Origin of the sequence: Actinophytocola glycyrrhizae (assembly GCF_042653545.1) — a bacterium.
Lineage (GTDB): Bacteria > Actinomycetota > Actinomycetes > Mycobacteriales > Pseudonocardiaceae > Actinophytocola > Actinophytocola glycyrrhizae.
This window is the reverse complement of record NZ_JBHSIS010000022.1, coordinates 99,096-121,205: the sequence shown is the minus strand read 5'-3', so window position 1 is coordinate 121,205 and position 22,110 is coordinate 99,096. Positions and strand designations below refer to the sequence as shown.

The window sequence follows — 22,110 nt, the reverse complement described above, 5'->3', positions numbered from 1 at the left end:
CTGAGCGCTAGCCCGAACGGGGTCATTTGTTCCTGTGCAGAACAAAACCGTTGACCAGTGCTGTGACCCACGTCATCCTCAAGTGTGAGAGCGCTCTCTCGTTCCCCTGCAGGAAACGTCGAGGGAGTTTGTCTTCAATGGCGAAGAAACGAATCAGATGGCTCACGCTCGGCCTCGCGGCGGTGGCGGCCACGGCCACCGTCGTCAGCGGCGGCGTCACCGGCAACCCGGAGAAGGCGCAGGCGGTCATCCGCGTCGCGGAGTTCCCCGCCGACTGCTCGCTGTCCCACCGGCTGCCGGACGACCCGATCGTGCTGCCGAACCTGCCCGGTGCGTCCCACTCGCACGACTTCTTCGGCAACCACGCGACCACCGCGAACACCACGACCCACCAGCAGCTGGCCGGGGCCACCGGCAACTGCGACCCGGCCGTGGACATCTCGTCGTACTGGGTGCCGACCCTCTACAAGAACAACCAGCCGGTCGCGCCGACCGGGATCACCTTCTACTACCTGGGCGAAGGTGTGAACAACCCCGCGTCGATCCGGCCGACACCGGTCGGGTTGAAGATCGTCGCCGGCAACGCGAAGGCCACCGGCGACGCCGACTCGATCGCCCGCTGGTCGTGCCTGCACGCCGGGCACGTGGCGCCGTCGAAGAACTTCGTGAACTGCCCGTCCGGCACACAACTGGAGACCTACCTGGACTTCCCGCAGTGCTGGAACGGCAGCTCGCTGGACTCCTCCGACCACAAGTCGCACATGGCCTACCCGGTCGCGGGCGGCTGCCCGTCGTCGCACCCGGTGCCGGTGCCGAAGCTGCGGATGGTGCTGCGGTACCCGGTCAACGGCGACCCGTCGAGCCTGCGGCTGTCCTCCGGTGACGGGCGCACCATGCACGGCGACTTCTTCAACGTCTGGCCCGCGGCGGAGATGGAGCGCCGCGTGCGGGACTGCATCAACCCGGTGATCAAGTGCGGCCACGACGGCAGGCCGCTGTGAAACTGGTCCTGGTGGTCCTGCTGGTCGCCGCGCTCAGCGCGTGCGGCCGGCAGGGCCCCACCCCGGCGGCGAACCCTGCACCGCCGCCGGAAACCAGGGTGGTCGCGTCGAACGGTGGCTCGGACACCGGGCTCGACGCGACCGCCCTGGCATTCGTCGAACTGGTCGTCGCCACCGACGACCAGGCCGTGAAGCTGCTCGATCTGGGCGCGGAGCGGGCGATGTCACCGCGGCTGAAGGTGTTCGCCGGTGAACTGGCGGCGGCCCGCCGGGCGGAAGCGGAGCGGCTGCGCGGGATCCTCGACACCGCGAGGGTTCCCTACGTGAACAACCACGCCGGTCACGACATGCCGGGCATGCCGACGGAGGCCGAGTTGGTGGCGCTGCGGGCCGCGCAGGACTTCGACGCCGAGTTCACGCGGCTGGCGCGGGCGCACCTGATCGAGTCGGCGACGGTCGCCGAGTCGGGCGCGAAGTCGGTGGCACACGAGGAAACGAAGGCGATCGCGCGGGAGATGGTGCGGGAGCGGGCGAGCGCGCTGCGGTCACTCGACACGCTCGGCTGACGTGGTCGGCTATAAAGAGGTCGTGCCGCGCCGCCCCATGACCAGACGCGTCACCCTCGAGGAGGTCGCCAGGGCCGCGGGGGTCTCCCGCGCGACCGTGTCGAGGGTCGTCAACGGGGTGGCGAGTGTGGACGAGAACATCCGGCACGCCGTCGAAGAGGCGATCTCGGACACCGGTTACCTGCCCAACCTCGCGGCACGGTCACTGGTGACGCGGCGCGCGGACGCGGTGGCGCTCGTGCTGCCCGACGAGGACCGCGTCCTCGGCGACCCGTTCTTCGGCCGCGTCGTGCGCGGCGTGATGACCGTGACCGCACCGGCCGGGCTGCACCTGGTGCTCACGACGACCGGCGTCGGCACCGGCGAGCAGGTCGTGTCGGACCTGAGCCGCGGGCGGCTGGACGGCGTGATCCTGATCCACACGTCCCGGAACGACCCGCTGCCCGGCAGGCTCGTCGACGGCCACCACCCGGTGGTGCTGTCGGCCCGGCCGCCGTCACCACTGCCGATCACGTACGTCGACGTGCACCAGATCTCGGGCGCCGCCCTTGCGGCACAACACCTTCGCCACGTCGGCCGGACCCGGCTCGCGACGATCGCCGGACCACAGGACACCCCGGCCGGACAAGACCGGCTGCGCGGGTTCCTGGCCGCCGCGGGCACCGGCACACCGTGGGCCGATGGCGACTTCACCATGGCAGGTGGCGAGACGGCGATGACGCGCCTGCTCGCCGACCACCCCGGTGTGGACGGCGTGTTCGTGGCGTCGGACCTGATGGCCCGCGGCGCGCTGCCCGTGCTGCGCCGCGCGGGCCGTCGCGTGCCGGAGGACGTGGCGGTCGTCGGCTTCGACGACTCGAGCGCCGCGCTCGACTGCGACCCGCCGCTGACCACGGTCCGCCAGCCCACGGAGGACATGGCCGCGGAGATGGCCCGGCTGCTGGTCCGCCAGATCGAGCACCCGGACACCCCGGTCGCGGCGGTGATCTTCCAGCCGACGCTGGTGGTCCGCCACTCCACCTGACCTGTTGGCGCGGCCGCGACCTACGACCGAAGCCATGGTCAGCCTCGGCCAGCTCGAGCGCGCGGTGATGGAGGTCCTGTGGGACCGCGAAGCACCCGCCGCCGTGCGCGACGTCGCCGACGCGCTCGCCGCGCGGGAGCCGGCGTACACGACCGTGATGACCGTGCTGGACCGGTTGGCCAAGAAGGGTTTCGTGCGAAGGCAGCGCGACGGCCGGGCCTGGCGGTACGAGCCGGAGAACAGCCGCGAGGGCTACGTGGCGCAGCTGATGCTCGACGCGCTCGCGCTCACCGGCGACCGGGACGCGGCACCGACCCGCTTCGCCCGCTCGGTGAGCGACCCGGAGGCCGCGGTGCTGAGCCAGGCGCTCGCGCGAGCACGTCGGTCCGCACCGGCGGCCGCGCGGCCGCAGCAGGACCCGCTGCCCCCGGTGGTCGTCCTCGTGGGACTGACGCTGGTGTCGACCCCGCCGAGTTTCCGGTGTGGTGGCTTCCTACGATCCGTAGTAGTCCGTTTGTCGATGGGAGCACGGTGATCGAGATCCTCGCGGCGGTGCTGACGTACGTCGCGCTGGCGGCCGCGGTGTGGGCCGCCGTGCTGGTCGTCGTCGGCAAGCCGATCCAGCTGCGCGAGTGGCACGGGCTGTGGCTCTACGGCGTGGCGCTGCTGGTGGAGGTCGGCCTGCTGGTCCTGCTGGTCGCCGGCATCGTGCGGCTGGCCACCGAGGACCGCCAGGTCGACGCGCTCGCCTACCTCGGTTACCTCGTCACGTCGCTGCTGGTGCTGCCGCTGGCCGGGTTCTGGGCACTGGTCGAACGCACGCGCTGGGGCCCCGCCGTGCTGGTGGTCGGCTGCCTGACGGTGCCGATCCTGCTCCTGCGGCTCGACCAGGTGTGGAACGCGCATGTCTGACCTGGCCGAACGCACCCGCTCCGGACCGGGGCGGCTGCTCATCGCCGTGTACGCGGTCTTCGCGCTGGCGGCGACCGCCCGCTCGGCCCTGCAGCTGGGGACCCGCTTCACGCAGGCGCCACTCGCGTACCTGCTGTCGGCGTTCGCGGCGGCCGTGTACATCGTCGCGACGGTGTGCCTCGCGCGCGGGAACCGGACGTCCCGGCGGATCGCGACGGTGTCGATCCTGGTGGAGCTGGTCGGCGTGCTCGTGGTGGGCACACTCAGCCTGGCCGCACCGGACCTCTTCCCGGACGCCACCGTGTGGTCGGACTACGGGCAGGGCTACGTGTACATACCGGCGGTGCTGCCGCTGCTGGGCCTGTGGTGGCTGCGCTCGACCCGGTAGTTGTCGTGTGGGTCTGTCCTCGTTGGACCCGCATCCGCGGCTTTGACGGCGCTCAACGCCCTGAACGGCCCGTTCACGGCACCGGTCATGCCGTGAACGGGCCCCTCGTCACAGTGGGCGGCGGCGTTTGCGTGGGGCCAGGCGGACGCCGGGCAGCTCCGGGGCCGGGATGCGCGCCCCGTCGTGCCCGACGACCTCGCCGAAGCGTGGGGCCGCGGCTTCCCAGTCCGCGCGGGCGGTGGCGATCTCCTCGTGGCTGCGGCCCACGAAGTTCCACCACATCACCAGCTCGTCCGGGAACGGTTCGCCGCCGAGCAGCAGTGCGCGGCCGGTGCCGTCGAGGCGCAGGCCGGACCGGCCCGTGCCCAGGTACAGCAGGTGGCCGCGGGCTACCTCGGTCCCGGCGACGGTCACCGGGTCGACGGCCAGTACCGCGTGTTCGTGGTCCGGGCGCAGCGGCAGCTCCGCCGGGCCGGTGAGGGTCAGGTCCGCGCCCACGATCGGGGTGTGCGCGGTCGCCGGGGACGTCAGGTCACCCAGCGTGCCCATCAGTACCGTCGCCGTCACGCCGGGGGCGTGGTGTACCGGCAGGTCCACGTGCTGTTCGAACGCCGGGGGCGTCGACGCGTGGCTCGCCGGGAGCGCCACCCACAGCTGCAGTCCGCTCAACGGGCCGGCCGACGTCGAGATCTCCGAGTGCGCGACGCCGCTGCCCGCGGTCATCAGGTTGAGCTGCCCCGGCCGCACGAGCACGTCCGAGCCGAGGCTGTCGCGGTGGTGGATCTCGCCGGACAGGGGCCACGTCACCGTCTGCAGGCCGGTGTGCGGGTGCGGCAGCACCCGCATCTGCTCGTGGTGCGGGCCGAACGAGTCCAGGAAGCACCATGCGCCGACCGTCGGCAGACCGCGTTGTGGCATCACGCGGTCCACCTGCATGGCCCGCAGACCGCCCAGCGGGACGGCCCTCGGCTCGAACAGTTCCGCCACGGCGTGGTCGTCGGCCGCCGTGTGGCAGGCCGTCACGTCCGGGCTGGTTTCGAGGTTGCTCACGGTGCCTGGACGTGCCCGTCGTACTTGTCGGTCTTCTTCAGGAACCCGGCGATGAACTCGCACATCGGGACGATGACCTTGCCGTTCGCCACGACGTCGTCGAGCGCGCCACCGGCGAGGACCTTGCCGAGGCCCTGTCCGCCGAAGGCCTTGTCGATCTCCGTGTGGGTGAAGACGACGCGGTCGCCGGTCCGGTAGTACTGCGTGAAACCCGCGGGTTTGTCGTCCGAGTACACCTCGTACCGCAACTGCTCACGGTTGTGCACGACCTTGGTCTCCGCCATGTGCTCGCCCTTCGTCGGTCATCTACGACCCTAGGCTCAACCGCCGAGCTTCGCCGTCAATTCCTCCTCGTCGCGCAGGAACCAGACGTCGCCGCCCTTGTTGGTCTCGTGCACGAACGAGCGGAACGCGTCGCTCGCGACGAGGTGGGCGCTGATGTCGCCGAGGACCACCAGGCGGATCCGGTACATCTGGAACTTGCGGACCACGTCGCCCGCCACCCTGGTGCGGAGCTGGTAGAAGTCGGCGGCCACCCGGTCGGCCGGCACGACGACGACGTTCGCCTCGTGGCCGAAGGCCTCGCCGATCAGGTCCACCGCGTCCTGTTCGCCTGCGAGGGTCGGCGTCTCCGGAGCGACGGTCAGCACCTGCCTGCCTGCTATGGCCGAGATCGTGTTCATGTCGCGCAGTGTCCAGGCGGGGGTGGCCGGGCGCTACTCCGTTTCCCCGCGTGACCGCTTCCGCGCGGCCTCGATCAGCTGGTGCAGTTCCTCGGTCGGCACGCTCGCGGCCGGCAGCGTGTTGATCCGCCGGATCTGTTCCGGGTCCACCTTGTGCTCGCGGGTCTCGGTGAGCAGGCCGTTGACCTCCTGCTCGGTGTCGGTCAGCTGCGTGTAGCAGTAACCGGCCACCTGTTCGCTGCCCACCAGCGCGGTGACCAGGCGTTCGTACGCGGTGACGAGGTCGTCCGCGTCGCCGACCGTGCGGTAGCCGAACCAGCGTTCGCCCGCGTTCGGGGTGTAGCTCAGCCCACCGAACTCGGTGACCATCAGCGGCTGCCCGTCCCGCACCTGCTCGCCGAGCATGATGCGGCGCGGGCCCGGCCAGTCGCGCCCGAACGCCTTGTCGACGGCGGACGCGGTGCCGTACCGGGACGTGAGCCCGGCGGCGGACGGGCTGTAGTCGTGCACGGTCCAGATGTCGCTCGTGGTGTGTTCCCAGCCGTCGTTGGAGATCACCGGACGGGTGCCGTCGACGGCGTGCGTCAGGTGGTACAGCGACTCCAGGAAGTGCCGCTGGCGCGGGTCGGACGGCAGCGCGGGCGTGCCCCAGCTCTCGTTCACCGGCACCCACGTGACCACCGAGGGATGGCTGACGTCGCGCCGCACCACCTCGAGCCACTCCGCGGTGAACCGGGCCACGCCGTCGACGGAGTAGTCGTACGCGTTGGCCATCTCGCCCCACACGACGAGCCCGAGCCGGTCGCACCAGTACAGGAACCGGGCGTCCTCCACCTTCTGGTGCACGCGGACGCCGTTGAAGCCCAGCTCCCTGATCAGCTCGACCTCGCGCCGCAGCGCGTCCGGCGAGGGCGCCGCCAGGTGCGAGGTCGGCCAGTAGCCCTGCGCGAGCACCATGCGCAGGAACAGGCGTTCGCCGTTGAGCACGAACCGGCCGTCGCGCACCTGCGCGTCCCGCAGCCCGAAGTAGCTCTCGATGGTGTCGACCACCTCGTCGCCGCGCAGCAGCGACACGGTCGCGTCGATCAGGGCCGGGCTGTCCGGGCTCCACCGGAAGTCGCCCGGTGGCAGGGAGATCGTGCGCTCGACGTCGCCGGCCACGAGGTACCGGTCGTCGGCGAGGACCCGCTCGCCCAGCGTCAGCCGCACCCGGACCGACAACCCGGCGGCGTCGACGGTCGACACCCGCACGCGCACGGACCGCCCGGCGAACGACGGCGTCCACTCCAGCCCCGCGACGTACGCCGACGGCACGGCTTCCAGCCACACCGGCTGCCAGATGCCCGTGGTGCGGTGGTACCAGATCGCGGCGGGTTCCGGTTCCCAGTACTGCTTGCCGCGCGGCTGCGTCATGTCCTCGACGCTGTCCTCGGCCCGCACGACCACGACCTGCTGGCCGTCGTCGGCGAGCGCGTGCGTGACGTCCACTTGGAACGGTGTGTGCCCGCCGACGTGCGAGCACACCTCGGTGCCGTTCACCCACACGCGTGCCCGGTAGTCGACGGCGCCGAAGTGGAGCAGCACCCGGTCGCCGCCGGGCGCGTCGAACGTCCTGCGGTACCACACGACCGGATGCGGCGCCGGGTCGTGCACCCCGCTCGCGGCCGACTCCGGCGGGAACGGCACGGTGATCGTCCTGTCGAACGAGTGGTCACCGCGCCACCACTTCCGTTGCACCCCGGCGTTTTCGTCGTCGTGGGCGAACTCCCATTCGCCGCACAGGTCCTGCCAGTCCGGTCGGGTCAGCTGTGGCCTCGGGTGGCTCTCACGCATGCCCGACACGCTACCCGCAACGACCGTTCCGCCGTGGTTCCCTGTCGTGGCAAGGATTCCCGCGAGCTTCCCGGCCGGTCAGGACCCGGCGATCTTCTCCAGCAACGTACGCGCCGCGGGGAGCACGAGCGCCCGCACGGCGGCTCGCCCTGCGGGTGACCGCCGGGTGCCGCGCCCGCTTCCGGTTCCGGTTGCCGTGCCCTGGACGGGCGACGTTTCGGGTCGTCGGCACGCCGAACAACCACGTCAGCGGGCCGACATGCTGAGAACCCCCTGTGAACCCGCCCCAACCGGGCACAGAACGCCCAGCCCGCACGTTGACCCCAGTGAGACAACACCCCACTGGAGGTGACCCCCATGACGGCAGCGTTCGCACCCGCCAGAAGTCTGCCGACCATGCCGGAAGGATGGCCGATCGGCTCGTACGACACGTACCAGGAAGCCCAGCGAGCCGTTGACTACCTGGCCGACAACGAGTTCCCCGTCCAGGACGTCACGATCGTCGGCGTGGAACCCATGCTCGTCGAACGTGTCTCCGGCCGCCTGACCTGGGGCCGGGTCCTTTCCGCCGGCGCGGCGCAGGGCGCGTGGCTCGGCCTGTTCGTCGGTCTGCTCCTGAGCCTGTTCACGACCACCGGCGGTCTCGGTCCGATCCTCATCGGCATCGTGGCCGGTGTCGTGTTCGGCCTGGCCTCGGCCGCGGTCCGGTACGGCGCCACCAGGGGCCAGCGTGACTTCGTCTCGCACAGCCAGCTGGTGGCCCGCCGCTACGACGTGCTCTGCAAGCCCCGCAACGCCGAACTCGGCCGCACACTCCTGCTGAGCATTCCACAGACCTGACAGCCGGAGTTCACTCTCCGTGTACTGACCGGTCACGACGCGCTGCTTCGCTCGGGAAACCCCGAGCGAGGCGGTGCGCATGAACCTCCTGGACCGTCGACACTTTCTCGTACTTTCCGGTGTGACAGCCGCCACCATAGGTGGTGTGGCGTCCGCCGATCCTGACCCATTCCCCCTCGGTGTCGCCTCCGGTGACCCGGCGCACGACAGTGTCGTGCTCTGGACCCACGTACCCGGCCCCGCGACCGTCCGCTGGGAGGTCGCCCACGACGAGGCGTTCCGCCGCGTGGTACGGCAGGGCGAGACCACCGCCGACCCCAGTGCGGTGCACGTGATCGTCCACGGGCTCGCGCCGGACCGTTGGTACTACTACCGGTTCGGTACCGGCGGCGTCACCAGCCGCGTCGGCCGCACCCGCACGCTCCCCGCACCCGGCGCCGACACGCGGCACCTGCGGTTCGCGTTCGCGTCCTGCCAGGCGTGGGCGGGCGGCCCGTACCCCGCCTACCGCGACATGGCGCGGCAGGACCTCGACTTCGTGGTGCACCTCGGCGACTACATCTACGAGACCGCCGACGGTTCGCTCGCCGAGTTCCGGCGCCTCCACGCGCTCTACAAGTCCTCCCCCGACCTGCGCGACGTCCACGCCCGCTTCCCCTTCTTCACCACCTGGGACGACCACGAGGTCCTCAACAACTGGGCGGACGACCACAAACCGAGCCCTGATGGCCGTCCCTTCGCGGAGCGCCGCGCCAACGCCTTCCAGGCGTACTACGAACACCTGCCGATGCGCACCGCACCCGTGCGCGGGGACTGGCCGGTCCACCGCCGCTTCCGCTGGGGCAGGCTCGCCGAGTTCTCCGTGCTCGACACCCGCCAGTACCGCGACGCGCAGGCCTGCGGTGACGGCATGAACATCCCGCCGTGCGAGGACGTGTTCGATCCGGCCCGCACGATGATCGGCCCGGAGCAGGAAACCTGGCTGCTGGAAGGGCTCCGCCGGTCCAGGGCGCGGTGGAACGTGCTCGCCCAGCAGACGATCCTCGCCCGCTTCGACTACGACCTCGGGCCGGGCCGCTCCTACAACCTCGACCAGTGGGACGGCTATCCGGCGGCACGCCGGCGAATCCTCGACGCGATCGTCCGCCACCGCCCACGAAACCCGGTGGTGCTGGCCGGTGACTGGCACTCCCACTGGGTCAACGACATCCTCGCGGACTTCGACGACCCGGCGTCGCCGGTGGTCGCGTCCGAGTTCGCGGGCACGTCGATCTCGTCGGGCATCGGCTGGGACGCGGCCGTGCGGCAGGGGCTGCCCGCGAACCCGCACGTCAAGCTGTACAACGGCACCTATCGCGGGTACGTCGTGTGCGACGTGACCCGCGACCGCTGGCAGTCGACGCTGCGGGTGGTGGTCGGGCAGGACGTCCGCACGCTCGCAGTGTTCGAGGTGCGCGACGGTGTCGCGGGCGCGCGGCAGGTCGCGGGCGGGGACGGCATCTCCGGCCGGGTGTCCACAGCGGACGGACCGCTGGCGAACGCGGAGGTGGCGGTCGGCGGCGTTCACGTGTGGACGGACGCGACCGGCGCGTACCTAGCGTTCGTGCCGTCGGGCAAGCACACCGTCGACGTGCACGCGACCGGCTACGAGTCGGTGCGCCGCGAGGTCAGCTCCGGGCAGCAGCAGGACTTCGTACTCAGCAGGGTGACCGCGCCGTACGCGGGCACCGGCCGCCGGGTGCCCGGCCCGTACGCGGAGGCGGGCGCCGCCGACGTCGTGCTCGGCAACGAGCTGGTCGCCATGGCCGTGGCGAACGGGTTCGAGGACCCGCAGCTGCCCGGCGCGACCCGGGGCAAGCCGGTGGACCTCGCCGCCGTCGGCAGGCTGGACCAGCTGGACTGGCTGCACCTGCCGTACGTGTCCCCGACCGTGCCCACCGGAACGGAGGCGTGGCAACGAGGTCTGGTACTGACGTCCACCGTGGACGTCGAGGGCACGGCCGTGATCGTGCGCGCGGCAGGCAGCGGGCTCGACGTCGTCACCACCTACGAGGTCGCGGCTGGCGAGCCGTGGATCACCGCGACCAGCGTGTTCACCAACCCCGGCGCGACGGGCACGTGGTGGCTCGGTGACGCGATCGATCACGACGGCCCGGGCCAGCGCAGTGGCGTGGCAGGCCACGGCACGATCGCGACGCCGTACGGCAGCCCGGCCGCCTACGTGCCGACGGGCAGGTGGATCGGCATGACCGGCAGCGACGCGCAGACATACGCGCTGGTCTACGCGAACACCGGCTTCACGGCGTACGGCAACGGCAACTGGATTCAGAGCAGGCACGAGGTGACGATCCCGGCCGGCGGCGAGTGGACCCTGACCCGCCGTGTCGTCGCCCTCCCCACCACCACCGCCGACCCGTGGACCCCGCTGACCACCCTGTGAGCGTCACCAGGTCGTGCCCGGCAACGCCGCGTGCCGCTGAGCTGGCCGGAACCGGTTACAGAAAATGCCGTCGACCTCTTGTCTGGCTGGTCTGGACCATGGCACGCTTTGTTGTCAAAGACAACAAACAAACGACCGTCGGCGGTGACGAAGATGTCCACGCGACCCTCTCGACGACCCCGTTTCGGCACGGTTCTCGCGACCGTGGCAGCAGCAGCGCTCTCCACGATGGCAGCCGTGGCGAGCCCGGCAGCGGCCAACCAGGAAGTGACCCCCACGGCAGACGTCGGCACAACGGCCACGACGTTCGCCGACGAGTTCAACGCACCGGCCGGCACGCCGGTGGACGGCTCCAAATGGACCATGGAGACCGGCGACAACGTCAACAACCACGAGCGGCAGTACTACACGAACAGCACCAGCAACGCCGCGCACGACGGCCAGGGAAACCTGGTGATCACCGCGCGGCGCGAGAACCCCGGCAACTACCAGTGCTGGTACGGGCGGTGCGAGTACACCTCCGCCCGGCTCAACACGGCAGGCAAGTTCACCCAGACCTACGGCACGTTCGAGGCCCGCATCAAGATGTCCCGCGGGCAGGGCATGTGGCCCGCGTTCTGGATGCTGGGCAACGACATCGGCGACGTCGGCTGGCCGCAGAGCGGCGAGATCGACATCATGGAGAACGTCGGGTTCGAACCCAACACCGTGCACGGCACGCTGCACGGACCGGGCTACTCCGGCTCCGGCGGCATCGGCGCTGGCTACTCGATCGGCAGCCCGTTCGCGGACGGCTTCCACACCTTCCGCGTCGAGTGGTCACCGAACCGGATCGTGTGGAAGGTGGACGGGAACACCTACCAGACCAGGACCCCGGCCGACCTCGGCGGCCGCCAGTGGGTGTTCGACAAGCCGTTCTTCATGATCCTGAACCTGGCGGTCGGCGGCTACTGGCCGGGTGACCCGGACGGCAGCACGCCGTTCCCGAACACGCTCACGATCGACTACGTGCGCGTCACCAACGACTCGACGGGCGGCGGCACCGGTGGGCAGATCACCGGCATCGGCGGCAAGTGCGTCGACGTGGCGGGCGCCGGCACCGCGAACGGCACCCCGGTGCAGCTGTACGACTGCAACGGCACCGCCGCGCAGCGGTGGACGGTGAACTCGGACGGCTCGATCCGCGCGCTGGGCAAGTGCCTCGACGTGTCCGGCGGGTCCACGGCGGACGGTGCGAAGGTCCAGCTCTGGGACTGCAACGGCACCGGCGCGCAACGGTGGACGGTCTCCGGCGCGAACGACATCGTGAACATCGCGGCGAACAAGTGCCTCGACGCCGAGGGCAACACCTCGGCCAACGGCACGAGGTTGCAGATCTGGGGCTGCTCCGGCCGCGCCAACCAGAAGTGGACCGTCGGCTGACGGTTCCCCGATCCCCGGCGAGGGCGTCGCTCCGGCAATGGTGACGCCCTCGCCGGTCCCATGCCCGGGACCTACGCCGCCGGGGCCTGCCTGGAGAGACCGGTCACGACAACGGTGTGCACACGACCGTGAACGCTGTCTTCCGCAGTGTGAGCACGTGCTCGGGCAGCGCGCCGGGACCACACGAAGCGGTGCCGATGCCCTGCTGTCCTACGTCGATCGTCAGCCACACGGCGGCACCCGCTCTGAGTTCGTTGCGGTGTCTCGCGGCGGCCAGGTCGGCGTCGGTCCAGCGGCGGACGGTGAACCCGAAGTCGCCCGCGATCCGCAGACCGCCATCGGGGCCGGTCAGCTCCGCCCAGCGCACGTCCGCGCGCCTGCCGTTCTCCTGCGGCCGCACGTACGGCGTCTGCATACCGTCCACTGTGGATTCCCAGCGGCCGACGAGGGTCGCGCTGCCGGTGTCCGGGTACGCCTCACCGGGGCCGCGGCCGAACCACGTCACGTGCTCGATCGACGCGGGCAGCGGCATCGCGACCGCCAGTCTCGCGATCGGTTCCGGCCACTCACCGTCGGGTTCGACCGACACGGTCAGCGCGAGCCCGGCACCGGCGCTCGCCCACTCGTAGGTCACCAGCGCCCCGCGCGCGAGCGCCGCCGCCGCGGTCCGCTCCCGCACCACCAGCGTCTCGCCCGCCTCGACCCCGTCGAGCCGGTGCGTGAGCCGGTGCAGGCCGAGTGCGTGCCAGGTCTGGTCGAGGTGCGCGTTCTCGCCGCGGTCGTTGTCGGTCGGCGCGCGCCACAGCGCCAGGTGCGGCGCGCCGACGGGCAGCCCGCCGAACGCACGCAGGCGACCGGTGCGGTCGAACTCCCCCGGCCCGAGTGAGAACCCGGACCCGGTCCGCTGTGGACGGTCACCGCCACCGACCACCGGCGCCACCGCGGCCGCGACCTGGTGCTGCGCCCAGGTGATCTCGTGCCCGGCTGCCGCCCACGGCTGGTCCTGCGCCAGCACCGCGCGCACGGTCAGCCACGTCTCCCCGGCGAACGATGGCAGCTCCGGCAACGGCGCCGAGCCCGACGACAGGTCCAGCTCACCCGACAGGTCGCCCGCCGACCACTCGAACCGCAGCGGTGGTACCGGCCGCAGTTCCTCGACCGTGACCCGGCCGTCCGCGACGGTGACGCGGACCGGCTCGTAGACCTTCTTGACGTCGAGCAGCCCCGGTGACGGCGTGCGGTCCGGGAACAGCAGGCCGTCGATCACGAAGTTGCCGTCGTGCAGGGGTTCGCCGTAGTCGCCGCCGTACGCGTACTCCAGCGACGGGTGCCGCAGCCCGTGGTCGATCCACTCCCACACGAACCCGCCCGCGATCCTCGGGTACCGGTCGAACAACGCGACGTACTCGGCGAGCCCGCCCGGCCCGTTGCCCATGGCGTGCGCGTACTCGCACTGCAGGAACGGGATCCCCGGCTCCTGCCCGATCTCGGCGACCTCGGCGTGGGTGGCGTACATCCGGCTGTACACGTCGACGTAGGCGCAGTCGGCGTCGCCCTCGTAGTGCACCGGCCGCGACGGGTCGCGGTCGCGCACCCACCCGGTCATCGCGGCGAGGTTCGCACCGGTGTGGCTCTCGTTGCCGAGCGACCACAGCACGATGCTGGGGTGGTTCTTGTCCCGCTCGACCGTGCGGCGCATCCGGTCCAGATAGGACTCCCGCCATTCCGGCACGTCCGAGGGGTTGCGTTCCCAGCCGGTGAAGAAGAACCCGTGCGTCTCCAGGTCGCACTCGTCGATCACCCACAGGCCCAGCTCGTCGCACAGGTCGAGGAACGCGGGGTGCGGCGGGTAGTGACTGGTGCGCACCGCGTTGATGTTGTGCCGCTTCATGAGCAGCACGTCCTCGCGCATCGTCTCGTAGGGCACCGCGCGGCCGTGGTCGGGGTGGAACTCGTGCCGGTTCACCCCGCGCAACGCCAACGGCTCGCCGTTGACCAGCAGCACACCGTCCTCGATGGACACCGTGCGGAACCCGATCCGCAGCCGGACGGTCTCGCTGTCCGTGGCGACGGTCGCGTCGTAGAGCCGCGGCCGCTCGGCACTCCACGGTTGGACCGCGACGGTGGCCGCCACCCCCGAGGCCACCTCGATGCCCAGCTCCGGCACGGACACGGTCGCGGGCACGGACGTGTCGACCCGCAAGGTGCCCCGACCGTCCCGGTAGGACGCGTGCACGAACACGTCGTCGAGGTCACCGCGTGCTTCCAGGGTCACGGACCGGAAGATGCCGGGCAGCCACCACTGGTCCTGGTCCTCGAGGTAGCTCGCGGCCGACCACTGGTGCACCCGCACGGCCAGCACGTTCCGGCCGGGCCTCGGGGTGACGTCGAACTCGGCCCGCAGCCGCGAACCGGTGAAGAACCCCAGCTCCGCGCCGTTGAGCCACACCTTCGCGCACGACTCGACGCCGTCGAACCGCAGCACGACCCGGCGCCCGGCCCAGTCGTCCGGCAGGTCGAACGCGACGCGGTGGTCACCGGTCGGGTTGTCCTCCGGCGGGTGCGGCGGGTCGACCGGGAACGGGTAGACCACGTTGGTGTACCAGGGATTCCCGTACCCGCGCAGTGGCCAGTGGCACGGGACGGCGAGCGTGTCCCAGCCGCTGTCGTCGAAGTCCGGCGCCACGAAGTCCGCCGGGAGGTCCGCGACCGGGGACAGCCGGAACCGCCAGTCACCGTCGAGCACGAGCCGGGGCGCGTCGGTGTCCAGGTGGGCTCGGGGCGGGCGAAGGCCCTGGTGTGGAACGAAGTCGTCGTAGTAGCTCACGGTGCTCCCAGTTCGGCGGGCGTGATGTCGAAGAGGTGCCGCGGCGTGAACCCGAGCAGCGCGGCGGCGGCCGAGGTGTCGATCGGCACGGCGCGGCCGGGCAGCGGCGCGCGGCGCGGCACGTCGGGCAGGTAGCGGGCGAGGAGTTCCCCGGTCGGGTACGGCGACAGCGTCTCCGGCGCGGCGAGGTACAGCGGATGGACCCCGGTGACCGGCGCGGTGAGCCCGAGCCTGCACGCGACGGCCGCGTCCCGCAGGTCGAGGTAGCTCCACACCTCGTGCGCACCGGCACCGGGCTCTTCGCGGTACTCCCGTGCGTAGTCCGCGAGGAAGCCGGGCGTCCCGAGCTTCGGGAACCGCAACGCGACGACGCCCATCCCGTCCCGCCGCGCGACCATCCGCGCGGTGGCCTCGTCGGCCTGTTTGGACAGCGCGTAGGGGTCGGCGACCTGCAGGGGCATGGCCTCGTCGATCGGCACGTAGTCCGGCGCGGCGGGCCGCGGCGCGAACGGCAACCCGGTGATCGACAGGCTGCTGGCGATCACCGCCCTCGACACCCCGGCCCGCGCGGCCTGGTCGAGCACGACGAAGGTGGCGGCCACGTTCCCGACGAAGACCTCCGCCGGCGTGCCGAGGGTGGGGTCGGGAATGGCGGCGAGGTGGATGACGGCGTCGGCCCCGGCCACTGCCCTGGCGACCAAGTCGACGTCACCGGCACTGCCGGTGAAGAAGGTGTCCGCGGTACCCGGATCGGTACGGTCGAGACCGATGACGGAAGTGCCGTGTGCCGCGAGGTCCCGCAGCACCGCACCGCCGAGCCGGCCGGCCGCCCCGGTGACCAGAACCCGGCTCGGTACATGACTCATCGAGGGCAAGCATAACCGCACGCCCTGCCCTGAAAGGCGCGTTCAGGGCGTTGGGCGCCCTGAACGCGCCTTTCAGGGCACCACGTCCACCGGCACCGTCTCCAGCAACCGTGTCAGCACCGGGGACCGGTTCCGCCTGGACCAGGCCAACGCCATCTCCCACGGCGGCAGCTCCTCCACCAACGGCCGGAACACCACCGAGCCACCGGCCCCCGGCACCGGCGAGATCAACAACGAAACCCCCAGCCCGCCGGCCACCAGGGCGACGATCGTCTGCACGTCCACCGCCTCCTGCACGATCCGCGGGCTGAACCCGGCCTCGCGGCAGAACCCGACGATCGTGTCGTGCACGGCGGGCCCCGACTCGCGTCCGTAGAGCACAAAGGACTCGGTGGCCAGGTCGGCGAGCGCCACCCGCTCCCGCTCGGCCAGCCGGTGCCCGCCCGGCAACGCGACCAGCAGCGGATCGCGCGACAACGTCCGCAGCTCCAACTCGGGCCCCACCACCGGCGGCCGCAGCAGGCCGACGTCGAGTGCGTCGTCCGCCAACGCCGCCACCTGGACCAACGTCGTCATGGCCGTCACCTCGACGCGGACCGACGGCCACGCCGCCCGGAAGTCCCGGACCATCCTCGGCAGCGCCTCGAACGTCGCCGACTGCACGAACCCGATCCGCAGCACCCCCAGCTCGCCCCGGTGCGCACGCCGCGCCCCCGACACCACGTCGTCCGCCCTCCGCACCAGGTCACGTGCCCCGGCCGCGAACACCTCACCCGCCGGGGTCAGCGACAGCGCCCGGCCGCTCCGGTCGAACAGCGGCACCCCCACCGCCCGCTCCAGCGCCGCCACCTGCCGGGACAGCGTCGGCTGCGTGACGTGCAGCCGCTGCGCCGCCCGGCCGACGTGTCCCTCGTCGACGACCGCCATGAAGGCCCGCACCTGCCGCAGTTCCATGCGATACACGTATCAGAACCAGCCAACATTCGCATTGGACGTATCCAACGGGCCGAACCTAGTGTCGGACAGCGTGCAGACAACAGAACTGGGCCGCACCGGCGAGCAGGTCAGCAAGCTCTCGCTCGGCGCGATGCTGATGGGCACCCGCACCGACGAACAGACCGCGTTCAGGATGCTCGACCGCTACCTCGACAGCGGCGGCTCCTTCGTGGACACCGCGGACTGCTACGCGTGGTGGCCCGCACCCGGCAACACCGGCGGCGAGAGCGAGACCGTGCTCGGCCGCTGGCTGGCCGCCCGCGGCAACCGGGACCGGGTCTTCCTGTCCACCAAGGGCAGCGCGTGGGTGTCCGACCCGGACCGCTACCGGGGGCGGCCGGAACGGCCGGACTACGCGGGAGCGGGGGCGGACACGCTCAGGAAGGCACTCGACGACAGCCTCACCAGGCTCGGCACCGACCACGTCGACCTCTACTACGTGCACGTCGACGACCGCGCCACCCCGCTGGAGGAGACCCTGGCCGCACTGACCGGGCTCGTCCAGGCAGGCAAGGTCCGCCACATCGGCTGGTCCAACGTCCGGACCTGGCGGCTGGAACGCATCCTCGGCCTCTGCGACCGGCACGGCTGGCAGGCGCCGGTCGCGTTGCAGCAGCAGCACTCCTACCTGCGGCCGGCTCCCGGCGCGCGATACCTGTCCATCGTGGACGACGAGCAGCTCGACCACCTCCGCGCGAACCCGTCCGTCTCCCTGGTCGCCTACTCCCCCATCCTCAAGGGCATCTACGACGACCCGGCCAAACGCGACGGTCACCCGGCGATGGGCGACTACGCGGGCCCCGACGCCGAAGCGCGCCTCGCGCGACTGACCACAATGGCGGGTGACCTCGGCGTCACCCCGAACCAGCTCGTGCTGGCGTGGCTGCTGCACCAGACCGACCCGGCCCCGATCACTCTCGTGGGCCCCCGCACACCGGACCAGTTGGACACCGCGCTCGGCGCACTCGACATCAAGCTCACGGACGAACAACGCACCCTTCTCGACGGCTGATACCACCACAGAAAGCGGCACGGCTGACGGTAAGTCCGTCAGCCGTGCCGTTCGCCGTGCCGGGATCAAACCCACGGTAGGCACCGACTAGGCCATTGCGGTGGCGGCCGCGCCGTCACCTGTGGGCACCACGAGGCAGCACTGACACGTTCGCTGTCGCCTCCCGCCCGTTCGGCCGACACAGCATCACGCAGCGAACAGGAAACCTGGCCGTTACCACTGACTAGAGTGACGCGTCAGGGATTTTCTGACCTCTTTGGAACTCACTCTCTCGGGCGACTGCGCCACTTTTGCCGCCGGTGCTAGCTTCGGGTCGTCGAGATTGTTTCACGTAATTTCCGACTACGGTAATTGTCTTGCCCAGAACATTTCTGTGATTGGTGGTGTGCGTTGTGACGGTGACGGAACCGGTGGCGCCCGGTATCGGCGCGGACGGTGAGCGGCCGCGGCAGAGCCTGGCGACGACCGCGGCACGGAACCTCGCCACGACGAAGAAGTCCGTTCCCCAGATGCAGGGCGTCTCGTCGCGGTGGCTGCTGAAGATGCTGCCGTGGGTGCAGGTTTCCGGCGGCACCTACCGGGTCAACCGGCGCCTGTCCTACGCGGTCGGCGACGGCCGGGTGACGTTCACGAGCGAGGGCGGGGAAATCCGGGTCATCCCGGCGGAACTCGGCGAACTGCCGTTGTTCCGCGGCTACGCCGACACCGACGTGCTCGCCGCGCTCGCCACCGGGTTCGAACAGCGGGAATTCGCCGCCGGTGACACCATCGTGGAATTCGGGCACGAGTCGAACGAGGCGTTCCTCATCGCCCACGGCAAGGTGACGAAGGTCGGGCCCGGCAGGTACGGCGACGAGACGGTTCTGGACACGCTCGCCAACGGCGACCACTTCGGCGACGAGTCGCTGGTCGACCCGCAGAGCATGTGGGAATACAGCGTCAAGGCCGACACCGCCTGCTCCGTGCTGACGTTGCCGCAGCGCGCGTTCGACGAGCTGCTCGACCGGTCGGAATCGCTGCGGGAGCAGGTCGCGGCGTTCCAGTCCGGCAAGGCCGCCGCGCAGAACCCGCACGGCGAGGCCGCGATCGAGCTGTCGTCCGGGCACGTCGGCGAGGCGGAGCTGCCCGGCACGTTCGTGGACTACGAACTGGCGCCGAGGGAGTACGAGCTGTCGGTGGCACAGACCGTGCTGCGGGTCCACACCCGCGTCTCCGACCTCTACAACGAGCCGATGGACCAGGTCGAGCAGCAGCTGCGCCTGACCATCGAGGCGCTGCGCGAGCGCCAGGAACACGAGATGATCAACAACCTGGACTTCGGGTTGCTGCACAACGCGGACCTCTCGCAGCGCATCCACACCCGCTCCGGCCCGCCGACGCCGGACGACTTCGACGAGCTGCTCGCGACCGTGTGGAAGAACCCCGGCTTCTTCCTCGCGCACCCACGCACGATCGCCGCGTTCGGCCGGGAGTGCAGCCGCCGCGGCATCTACCCGGACGCCATCGACGTCAACGGCAACCGGGTGCCCGCGTGGCGTGGCGTCCCGATCTTCCCGTGCAACAAGATCGCCGTGTCCGAGCACCGCACCAGCTCGGTCATCCTCATGCGCGCCGGCGAGGAACAGCAGGGCGTCATCGGCCTGCACCAGACCGGTATCCCCGACGAGTACCAGCCGAGCCTGTCGGTGCGGTTCATGAACATCAACGAGCAGGCGATCATGTCCTACCTCGTCAGCGCGTACTACTCGTGCGCGGTGCTGGTGCCAGACGCACTCGGTGTCCTCGAGAACGTCGAGCTGGGGCGGGAAGGCTGAGCCGTGACCACCACAGTGGAGATACAGGCCACCGTGCGGCGCAGCCTCTCGACGGAGGCGGCGCGCAACCTCACCACCACGACCAAGTCCAAGCCGCAGATGCGCGGCATCACCACCCGGTGGCTGCTGAAGATGCTGCCGTGGGTGGACATCGCGGGCGGCACGTACCGGGTCAACCGCAGGCTCTCCTACGCGGTCGGCGACGGCAGGCTCTCGTTCGTCAGCGAGGGCACCGCGGTCCGCGTCGTGCCGGCCGAGCTGCGGGAGCTGCCACTGCTGCGCGACTTCGCCGACGAGGGCGCGCTCGGTGCGCTCGCGAACCGGTTCGAGCAGCGGGAGTACGGGCCGAACGAGGTGATCGTCCGCGCCGGGCAGCCACGCGAGGAGCTCTTCCTGCTGGCGCACGGCAAGGCGGACAAGCTCGCACCCGGTCAGTTCGGCGCCGACCAGGTGGTCACCGTCCTCGCGGACGGTGACCACTTCGGCAGCGAGGTACTCAGCGGCAGGCAGGAGCAGTGGTCGTTCAGCGTCAGGACGATCACACCGTGCACGGTGCTGGTCCTGCCCGGCCAGTCGTTCCAGCAGATGAACGGCCAGTCCGACGCGCTGCGCGAGCACATCCGCGCGGCGCTCGCCCAGCCGGGGAAGGCGCAGAACCGGGCCGGTGAGGCGGCGATCGAGCTGTCGTCGGGGCACATCGGCGAGGCGGCGCTGCCCGGCACGTTCGCCGACTACGAGATGTCGCCCCGCGAGTACGAACTGGACGTCGCGCAGACGCTGCTGCGGGTCCACACGAGGGTCGCCGACCTCTACAACGACCCGATGAACCAGACCGAGGAACAGCTGCGGCTGACCATGGAGGCCCTGCGCGAACGGCAGGAGCACGAGCTGGTCAACAACCAGTCGTACGGGCTGCTGCACAACGCGGACCTGTCGCAGCGGATCTTCACCCGGTCCGGGCCGCCGACGCCGGACGACCTCGACGAACTGCTGTCGCGGCGTCGCAAGTCGAAGTTCTTCCTCGCGCACCCGAGGGCCATCGCCGCGTTCCGCCGCGAGTGCACGAAACGCGGGCTCTACCCGGCGACCGCGCAGCTCGAGGGCACGACCGTGCAGACGTGGCGCGGGGTGCCGATCCTGCCGTGCGACAAGATCCCGATCACCGAGGGCGACGTCTCGTCGATCATCGTGCTGCGCACCGGCGTCGAGGACCAGGGCGTCATCGGGCTGCACACGGTGAACATCGACGACGAGGTGGCGCCGAGCATGAACGTGCGGTTCATGGGCATCGACGACAAGGCGATCCTGTCGTACCTGGTGAGCGTGTACTTCTCGGCAGCCGTGCTGGTGCCCGACGCGCTCGGCGTGCTGGAGAACGTGGAGCTGGGGCGCTGACATGGTCGCACCGGAGCGGGTGAACGACACCGAGCAGACGCTCGCGTGGAGCCGGGAGCTGGTGGACCCGGCCCTGCGGTCGGCGGTCGACACGCTGCCGGCCTCGATGCGCCGCATCGCCGGGTACCACCTCGGGTGGTGGGACCAGCACGGCGGGCGGACCTCGGCGAGCAGTGGCAAGGCCGTGCGGCCGACGCTCACGCTGCTGTGCGCCGCGCTGGTCGGCGGGTCACCGAAGGAGGCCGTGCCCGCCGGGGTCGCGGTCGAGCTGGTGCACAACTTCTCACTGCTGCACGACGACGTGATGGACGGCGACCTGACCAGGCGGCACCGCCCGACGGCGTGGAGCCTGTTCGGCATCGGTGCCGCCATCCTCGCGGGGGACGCGTTGCTGACGCTGGCGCTGGACGCGCTGGCGGCGAGCGCGCACCCGGCGGCCGGGCCCGGCATGCGGATGCTGAGCGCGGCCGTGCAGGAGCTGGTGGACGGCCAGTGCGCGGACATGGAGTTCGAGCAGCGGTCCGCTGTGGACCTGGCGGAGTGCCAGCACATGGCCCAGGGCAAGACGGCGGCGCTGATGGGTGCCGCGTGCGCGCTCGGCGCCACGTTCGGCGGCGGGTCGCAGGAGCAGGTCGGGCGCCTGCGGACGTTCGGCGAGCACGTCGGCCTCGCGTTCCAGCACGTGGACGACCTGCTCGGCATCTGGGGCGACGAACGGACCACCGGCAAACCGGTGTACTCCGACCTGCGCAACCGCAAGAAGTCGCTCCCGGTGGTGTACGCGCTGACCTCGGGCACACCGGAGGCACGCGAGCTGGCGGCCATGTACGCGGGCGGCGAACCGCCCACGGACGAGGAGCTGCGCACCGCCGCGAACCTCGTCGACCGCGCAGGCGGCCGCGCGTGGAGCCAGGAACAGGCCGACGACCTGATGGCCCGGGCACTTGCCCACCTGGCCCACCTGCCACCAACCCCGTCCGCCACCGAACTGACCGACCTGGCCCACCACCTGACCCACAGAACCCACTAACCCCCAACCCA

Annotated in this window: 20 protein-coding genes; 13 read left to right on the top strand and 7 right to left on the bottom strand. The window is 70.9% G+C overall.

Annotated features, from left to right (window positions below; genetic code table 11):
* Window positions 1-137: 137 nt before the first annotated feature.
* From ACFPCV_RS31580 to ACFPCV_RS31555, 6 genes are read left to right on the top strand one after another with little or no spacing between them, the layout of a single operon-like run.
* Complete coding sequence (locus tag ACFPCV_RS31580) at window positions 138-1,001, top strand: DUF1996 domain-containing protein (RefSeq protein ID WP_378060254.1); 864 nt, start codon at window positions 138-140, stop codon at window positions 999-1,001.
* Entirely contained in the window at window positions 998-1,567 is a 570-nt protein-coding gene (locus ACFPCV_RS31575) for a DUF305 domain-containing protein (protein ID WP_378060252.1), read from the top strand. The genes ACFPCV_RS31580 and ACFPCV_RS31575 overlap by 4 nt, the downstream gene beginning before the upstream one ends.
* A gap of 1 nt (window position 1,568) precedes the next feature.
* The gene (locus tag ACFPCV_RS31570; RefSeq protein WP_378060250.1) at window positions 1,569-2,591 is read left to right on the top strand and encodes a LacI family DNA-binding transcriptional regulator; all 1,023 of its coding nucleotides are present in this window, start codon (window positions 1,569-1,571) and stop codon (window positions 2,589-2,591) included.
* A 34-nt stretch (window positions 2,592-2,625) separates the two neighbouring features.
* Window positions 2,626-3,126, top strand: coding sequence for a BlaI/MecI/CopY family transcriptional regulator (locus ACFPCV_RS31565; RefSeq protein WP_378060248.1), 501 nt, complete (start codon window positions 2,626-2,628; stop codon window positions 3,124-3,126).
* Complete coding sequence (locus ACFPCV_RS31560) at window positions 3,123-3,503, top strand: hypothetical protein (protein WP_378060246.1); 381 nt, start codon at window positions 3,123-3,125, stop codon at window positions 3,501-3,503. The genes ACFPCV_RS31565 and ACFPCV_RS31560 overlap by 4 nt, the downstream gene beginning before the upstream one ends.
* On the top strand, window positions 3,496-3,891 hold the full coding sequence (locus tag ACFPCV_RS31555; RefSeq protein WP_378060244.1) for a hypothetical protein: 396 nt from the start codon (window positions 3,496-3,498) through the stop codon (window positions 3,889-3,891). Before ACFPCV_RS31560 ends, ACFPCV_RS31555 begins: the two co-directional genes overlap by 8 nt.
* Window positions 3,892-3,999: 108 nt before the next feature.
* On the opposite strand, the gene ACFPCV_RS31550 is transcribed toward ACFPCV_RS31555, so the two are convergent.
* From ACFPCV_RS31550 to ACFPCV_RS31535, 4 genes are read right to left on the bottom strand one after another with little or no spacing between them, the layout of a single operon-like run.
* Window positions 4,000-4,941 (bottom strand): pirin family protein, encoded by a 942-nt coding sequence (locus tag ACFPCV_RS31550; RefSeq protein WP_378060242.1) that lies wholly within the window; start codon window positions 4,939-4,941, stop codon window positions 4,000-4,002.
* The gene (locus tag ACFPCV_RS31545) at window positions 4,938-5,225 is read right to left on the bottom strand and encodes a GNAT family N-acetyltransferase (RefSeq protein WP_378060240.1); all 288 of its coding nucleotides are present in this window, start codon (window positions 5,223-5,225) and stop codon (window positions 4,938-4,940) included. Before ACFPCV_RS31545 ends, ACFPCV_RS31550 begins: the two co-directional genes overlap by 4 nt.
* A 36-nt stretch (window positions 5,226-5,261) precedes the next feature.
* Window positions 5,262-5,624 carry a DUF4180 domain-containing protein gene (locus ACFPCV_RS31540; protein ID WP_378060238.1) on the bottom strand — a complete coding sequence of 121 codons (363 nt, stop codon included), beginning with the start codon at window positions 5,622-5,624 and terminating at the stop codon, window positions 5,262-5,264.
* A gap of 33 nt (window positions 5,625-5,657) precedes the next feature.
* Window positions 5,658-7,457 carry a glycoside hydrolase family 2 protein gene (locus ACFPCV_RS31535; RefSeq protein ID WP_378060236.1) on the bottom strand — a complete coding sequence of 600 codons (1,800 nt, stop codon included), beginning with the start codon at window positions 7,455-7,457 and terminating at the stop codon, window positions 5,658-5,660.
* 357 nt (window positions 7,458-7,814) lie between these two features.
* Here ACFPCV_RS31535 and ACFPCV_RS31530 point away from each other — a divergent pair, with 357 nt between their 5' ends.
* The 3 genes from ACFPCV_RS31530 (at window position 7,815) to ACFPCV_RS31520 (ending at window position 12,159) form a co-directional block, all read left to right on the top strand.
* Window positions 7,815-8,297 carry a YflT domain-containing protein gene (locus tag ACFPCV_RS31530; protein ID WP_378060234.1) on the top strand — a complete coding sequence of 161 codons (483 nt, stop codon included), beginning with the start codon at window positions 7,815-7,817 and terminating at the stop codon, window positions 8,295-8,297.
* Between the two features lie 79 nt (window positions 8,298-8,376).
* The gene (locus ACFPCV_RS31525) at window positions 8,377-10,737 is read left to right on the top strand and encodes an alkaline phosphatase D family protein (protein WP_378060233.1); all 2,361 of its coding nucleotides are present in this window, start codon (window positions 8,377-8,379) and stop codon (window positions 10,735-10,737) included.
* Between the two features lie 228 nt (window positions 10,738-10,965).
* Complete coding sequence (locus ACFPCV_RS31520) at window positions 10,966-12,159, top strand: lectin (protein ID WP_378061155.1); 1,194 nt, start codon at window positions 10,966-10,968, stop codon at window positions 12,157-12,159.
* Between the two features lie 103 nt (window positions 12,160-12,262).
* Here the strand turns inward: ACFPCV_RS31520 and ACFPCV_RS31515 are convergent, their stop codons facing one another.
* The 3 genes from ACFPCV_RS31515 to ACFPCV_RS31505 form a co-directional block, all read right to left on the bottom strand.
* Window positions 12,263-14,986, bottom strand: a complete 2,724-nt coding sequence (locus tag ACFPCV_RS31515; protein WP_378060231.1) for a glycoside hydrolase family 2 TIM barrel-domain containing protein — start codon at window positions 14,984-14,986, stop codon at window positions 12,263-12,265.
* On the bottom strand, window positions 14,983-15,852 hold the full coding sequence (locus tag ACFPCV_RS31510; protein WP_378060229.1) for an NAD-dependent epimerase/dehydratase family protein: 870 nt from the start codon (window positions 15,850-15,852) through the stop codon (window positions 14,983-14,985). The genes ACFPCV_RS31515 and ACFPCV_RS31510 overlap by 4 nt, the downstream gene beginning before the upstream one ends.
* A gap of 72 nt (window positions 15,853-15,924) precedes the next feature.
* Complete coding sequence (locus tag ACFPCV_RS31505) at window positions 15,925-16,806, bottom strand: LysR family transcriptional regulator (RefSeq protein WP_378060227.1); 882 nt, start codon at window positions 16,804-16,806, stop codon at window positions 15,925-15,927.
* A gap of 73 nt (window positions 16,807-16,879) precedes the next feature.
* Between ACFPCV_RS31505 and ACFPCV_RS31500 the strand changes: the two genes are divergently transcribed.
* From ACFPCV_RS31500 to ACFPCV_RS31485, 4 genes are all read left to right on the top strand, one after another.
* Complete coding sequence (locus ACFPCV_RS31500; RefSeq protein ID WP_378060225.1) at window positions 16,880-17,860, top strand: aldo/keto reductase; 981 nt, start codon at window positions 16,880-16,882, stop codon at window positions 17,858-17,860.
* 392 nt (window positions 17,861-18,252) lie between these two features.
* Window positions 18,253-19,674, top strand: a complete 1,422-nt coding sequence (locus tag ACFPCV_RS31495) for a family 2B encapsulin nanocompartment shell protein (protein WP_378060223.1) — start codon at window positions 18,253-18,255, stop codon at window positions 19,672-19,674.
* A 3-nt stretch (window positions 19,675-19,677) separates the two neighbouring features.
* Window positions 19,678-21,069, top strand: a complete 1,392-nt coding sequence (locus ACFPCV_RS31490) for a family 2B encapsulin nanocompartment shell protein (protein ID WP_378060221.1) — start codon at window positions 19,678-19,680, stop codon at window positions 21,067-21,069.
* Between the two features lies 1 nt (window position 21,070).
* Window positions 21,071-22,099, top strand: a complete 1,029-nt coding sequence (locus ACFPCV_RS31485) for a family 2 encapsulin nanocompartment cargo protein polyprenyl transferase (RefSeq protein ID WP_378060219.1) — start codon at window positions 21,071-21,073, stop codon at window positions 22,097-22,099.
* Window positions 22,100-22,110 lie beyond the last annotated feature (11 nt).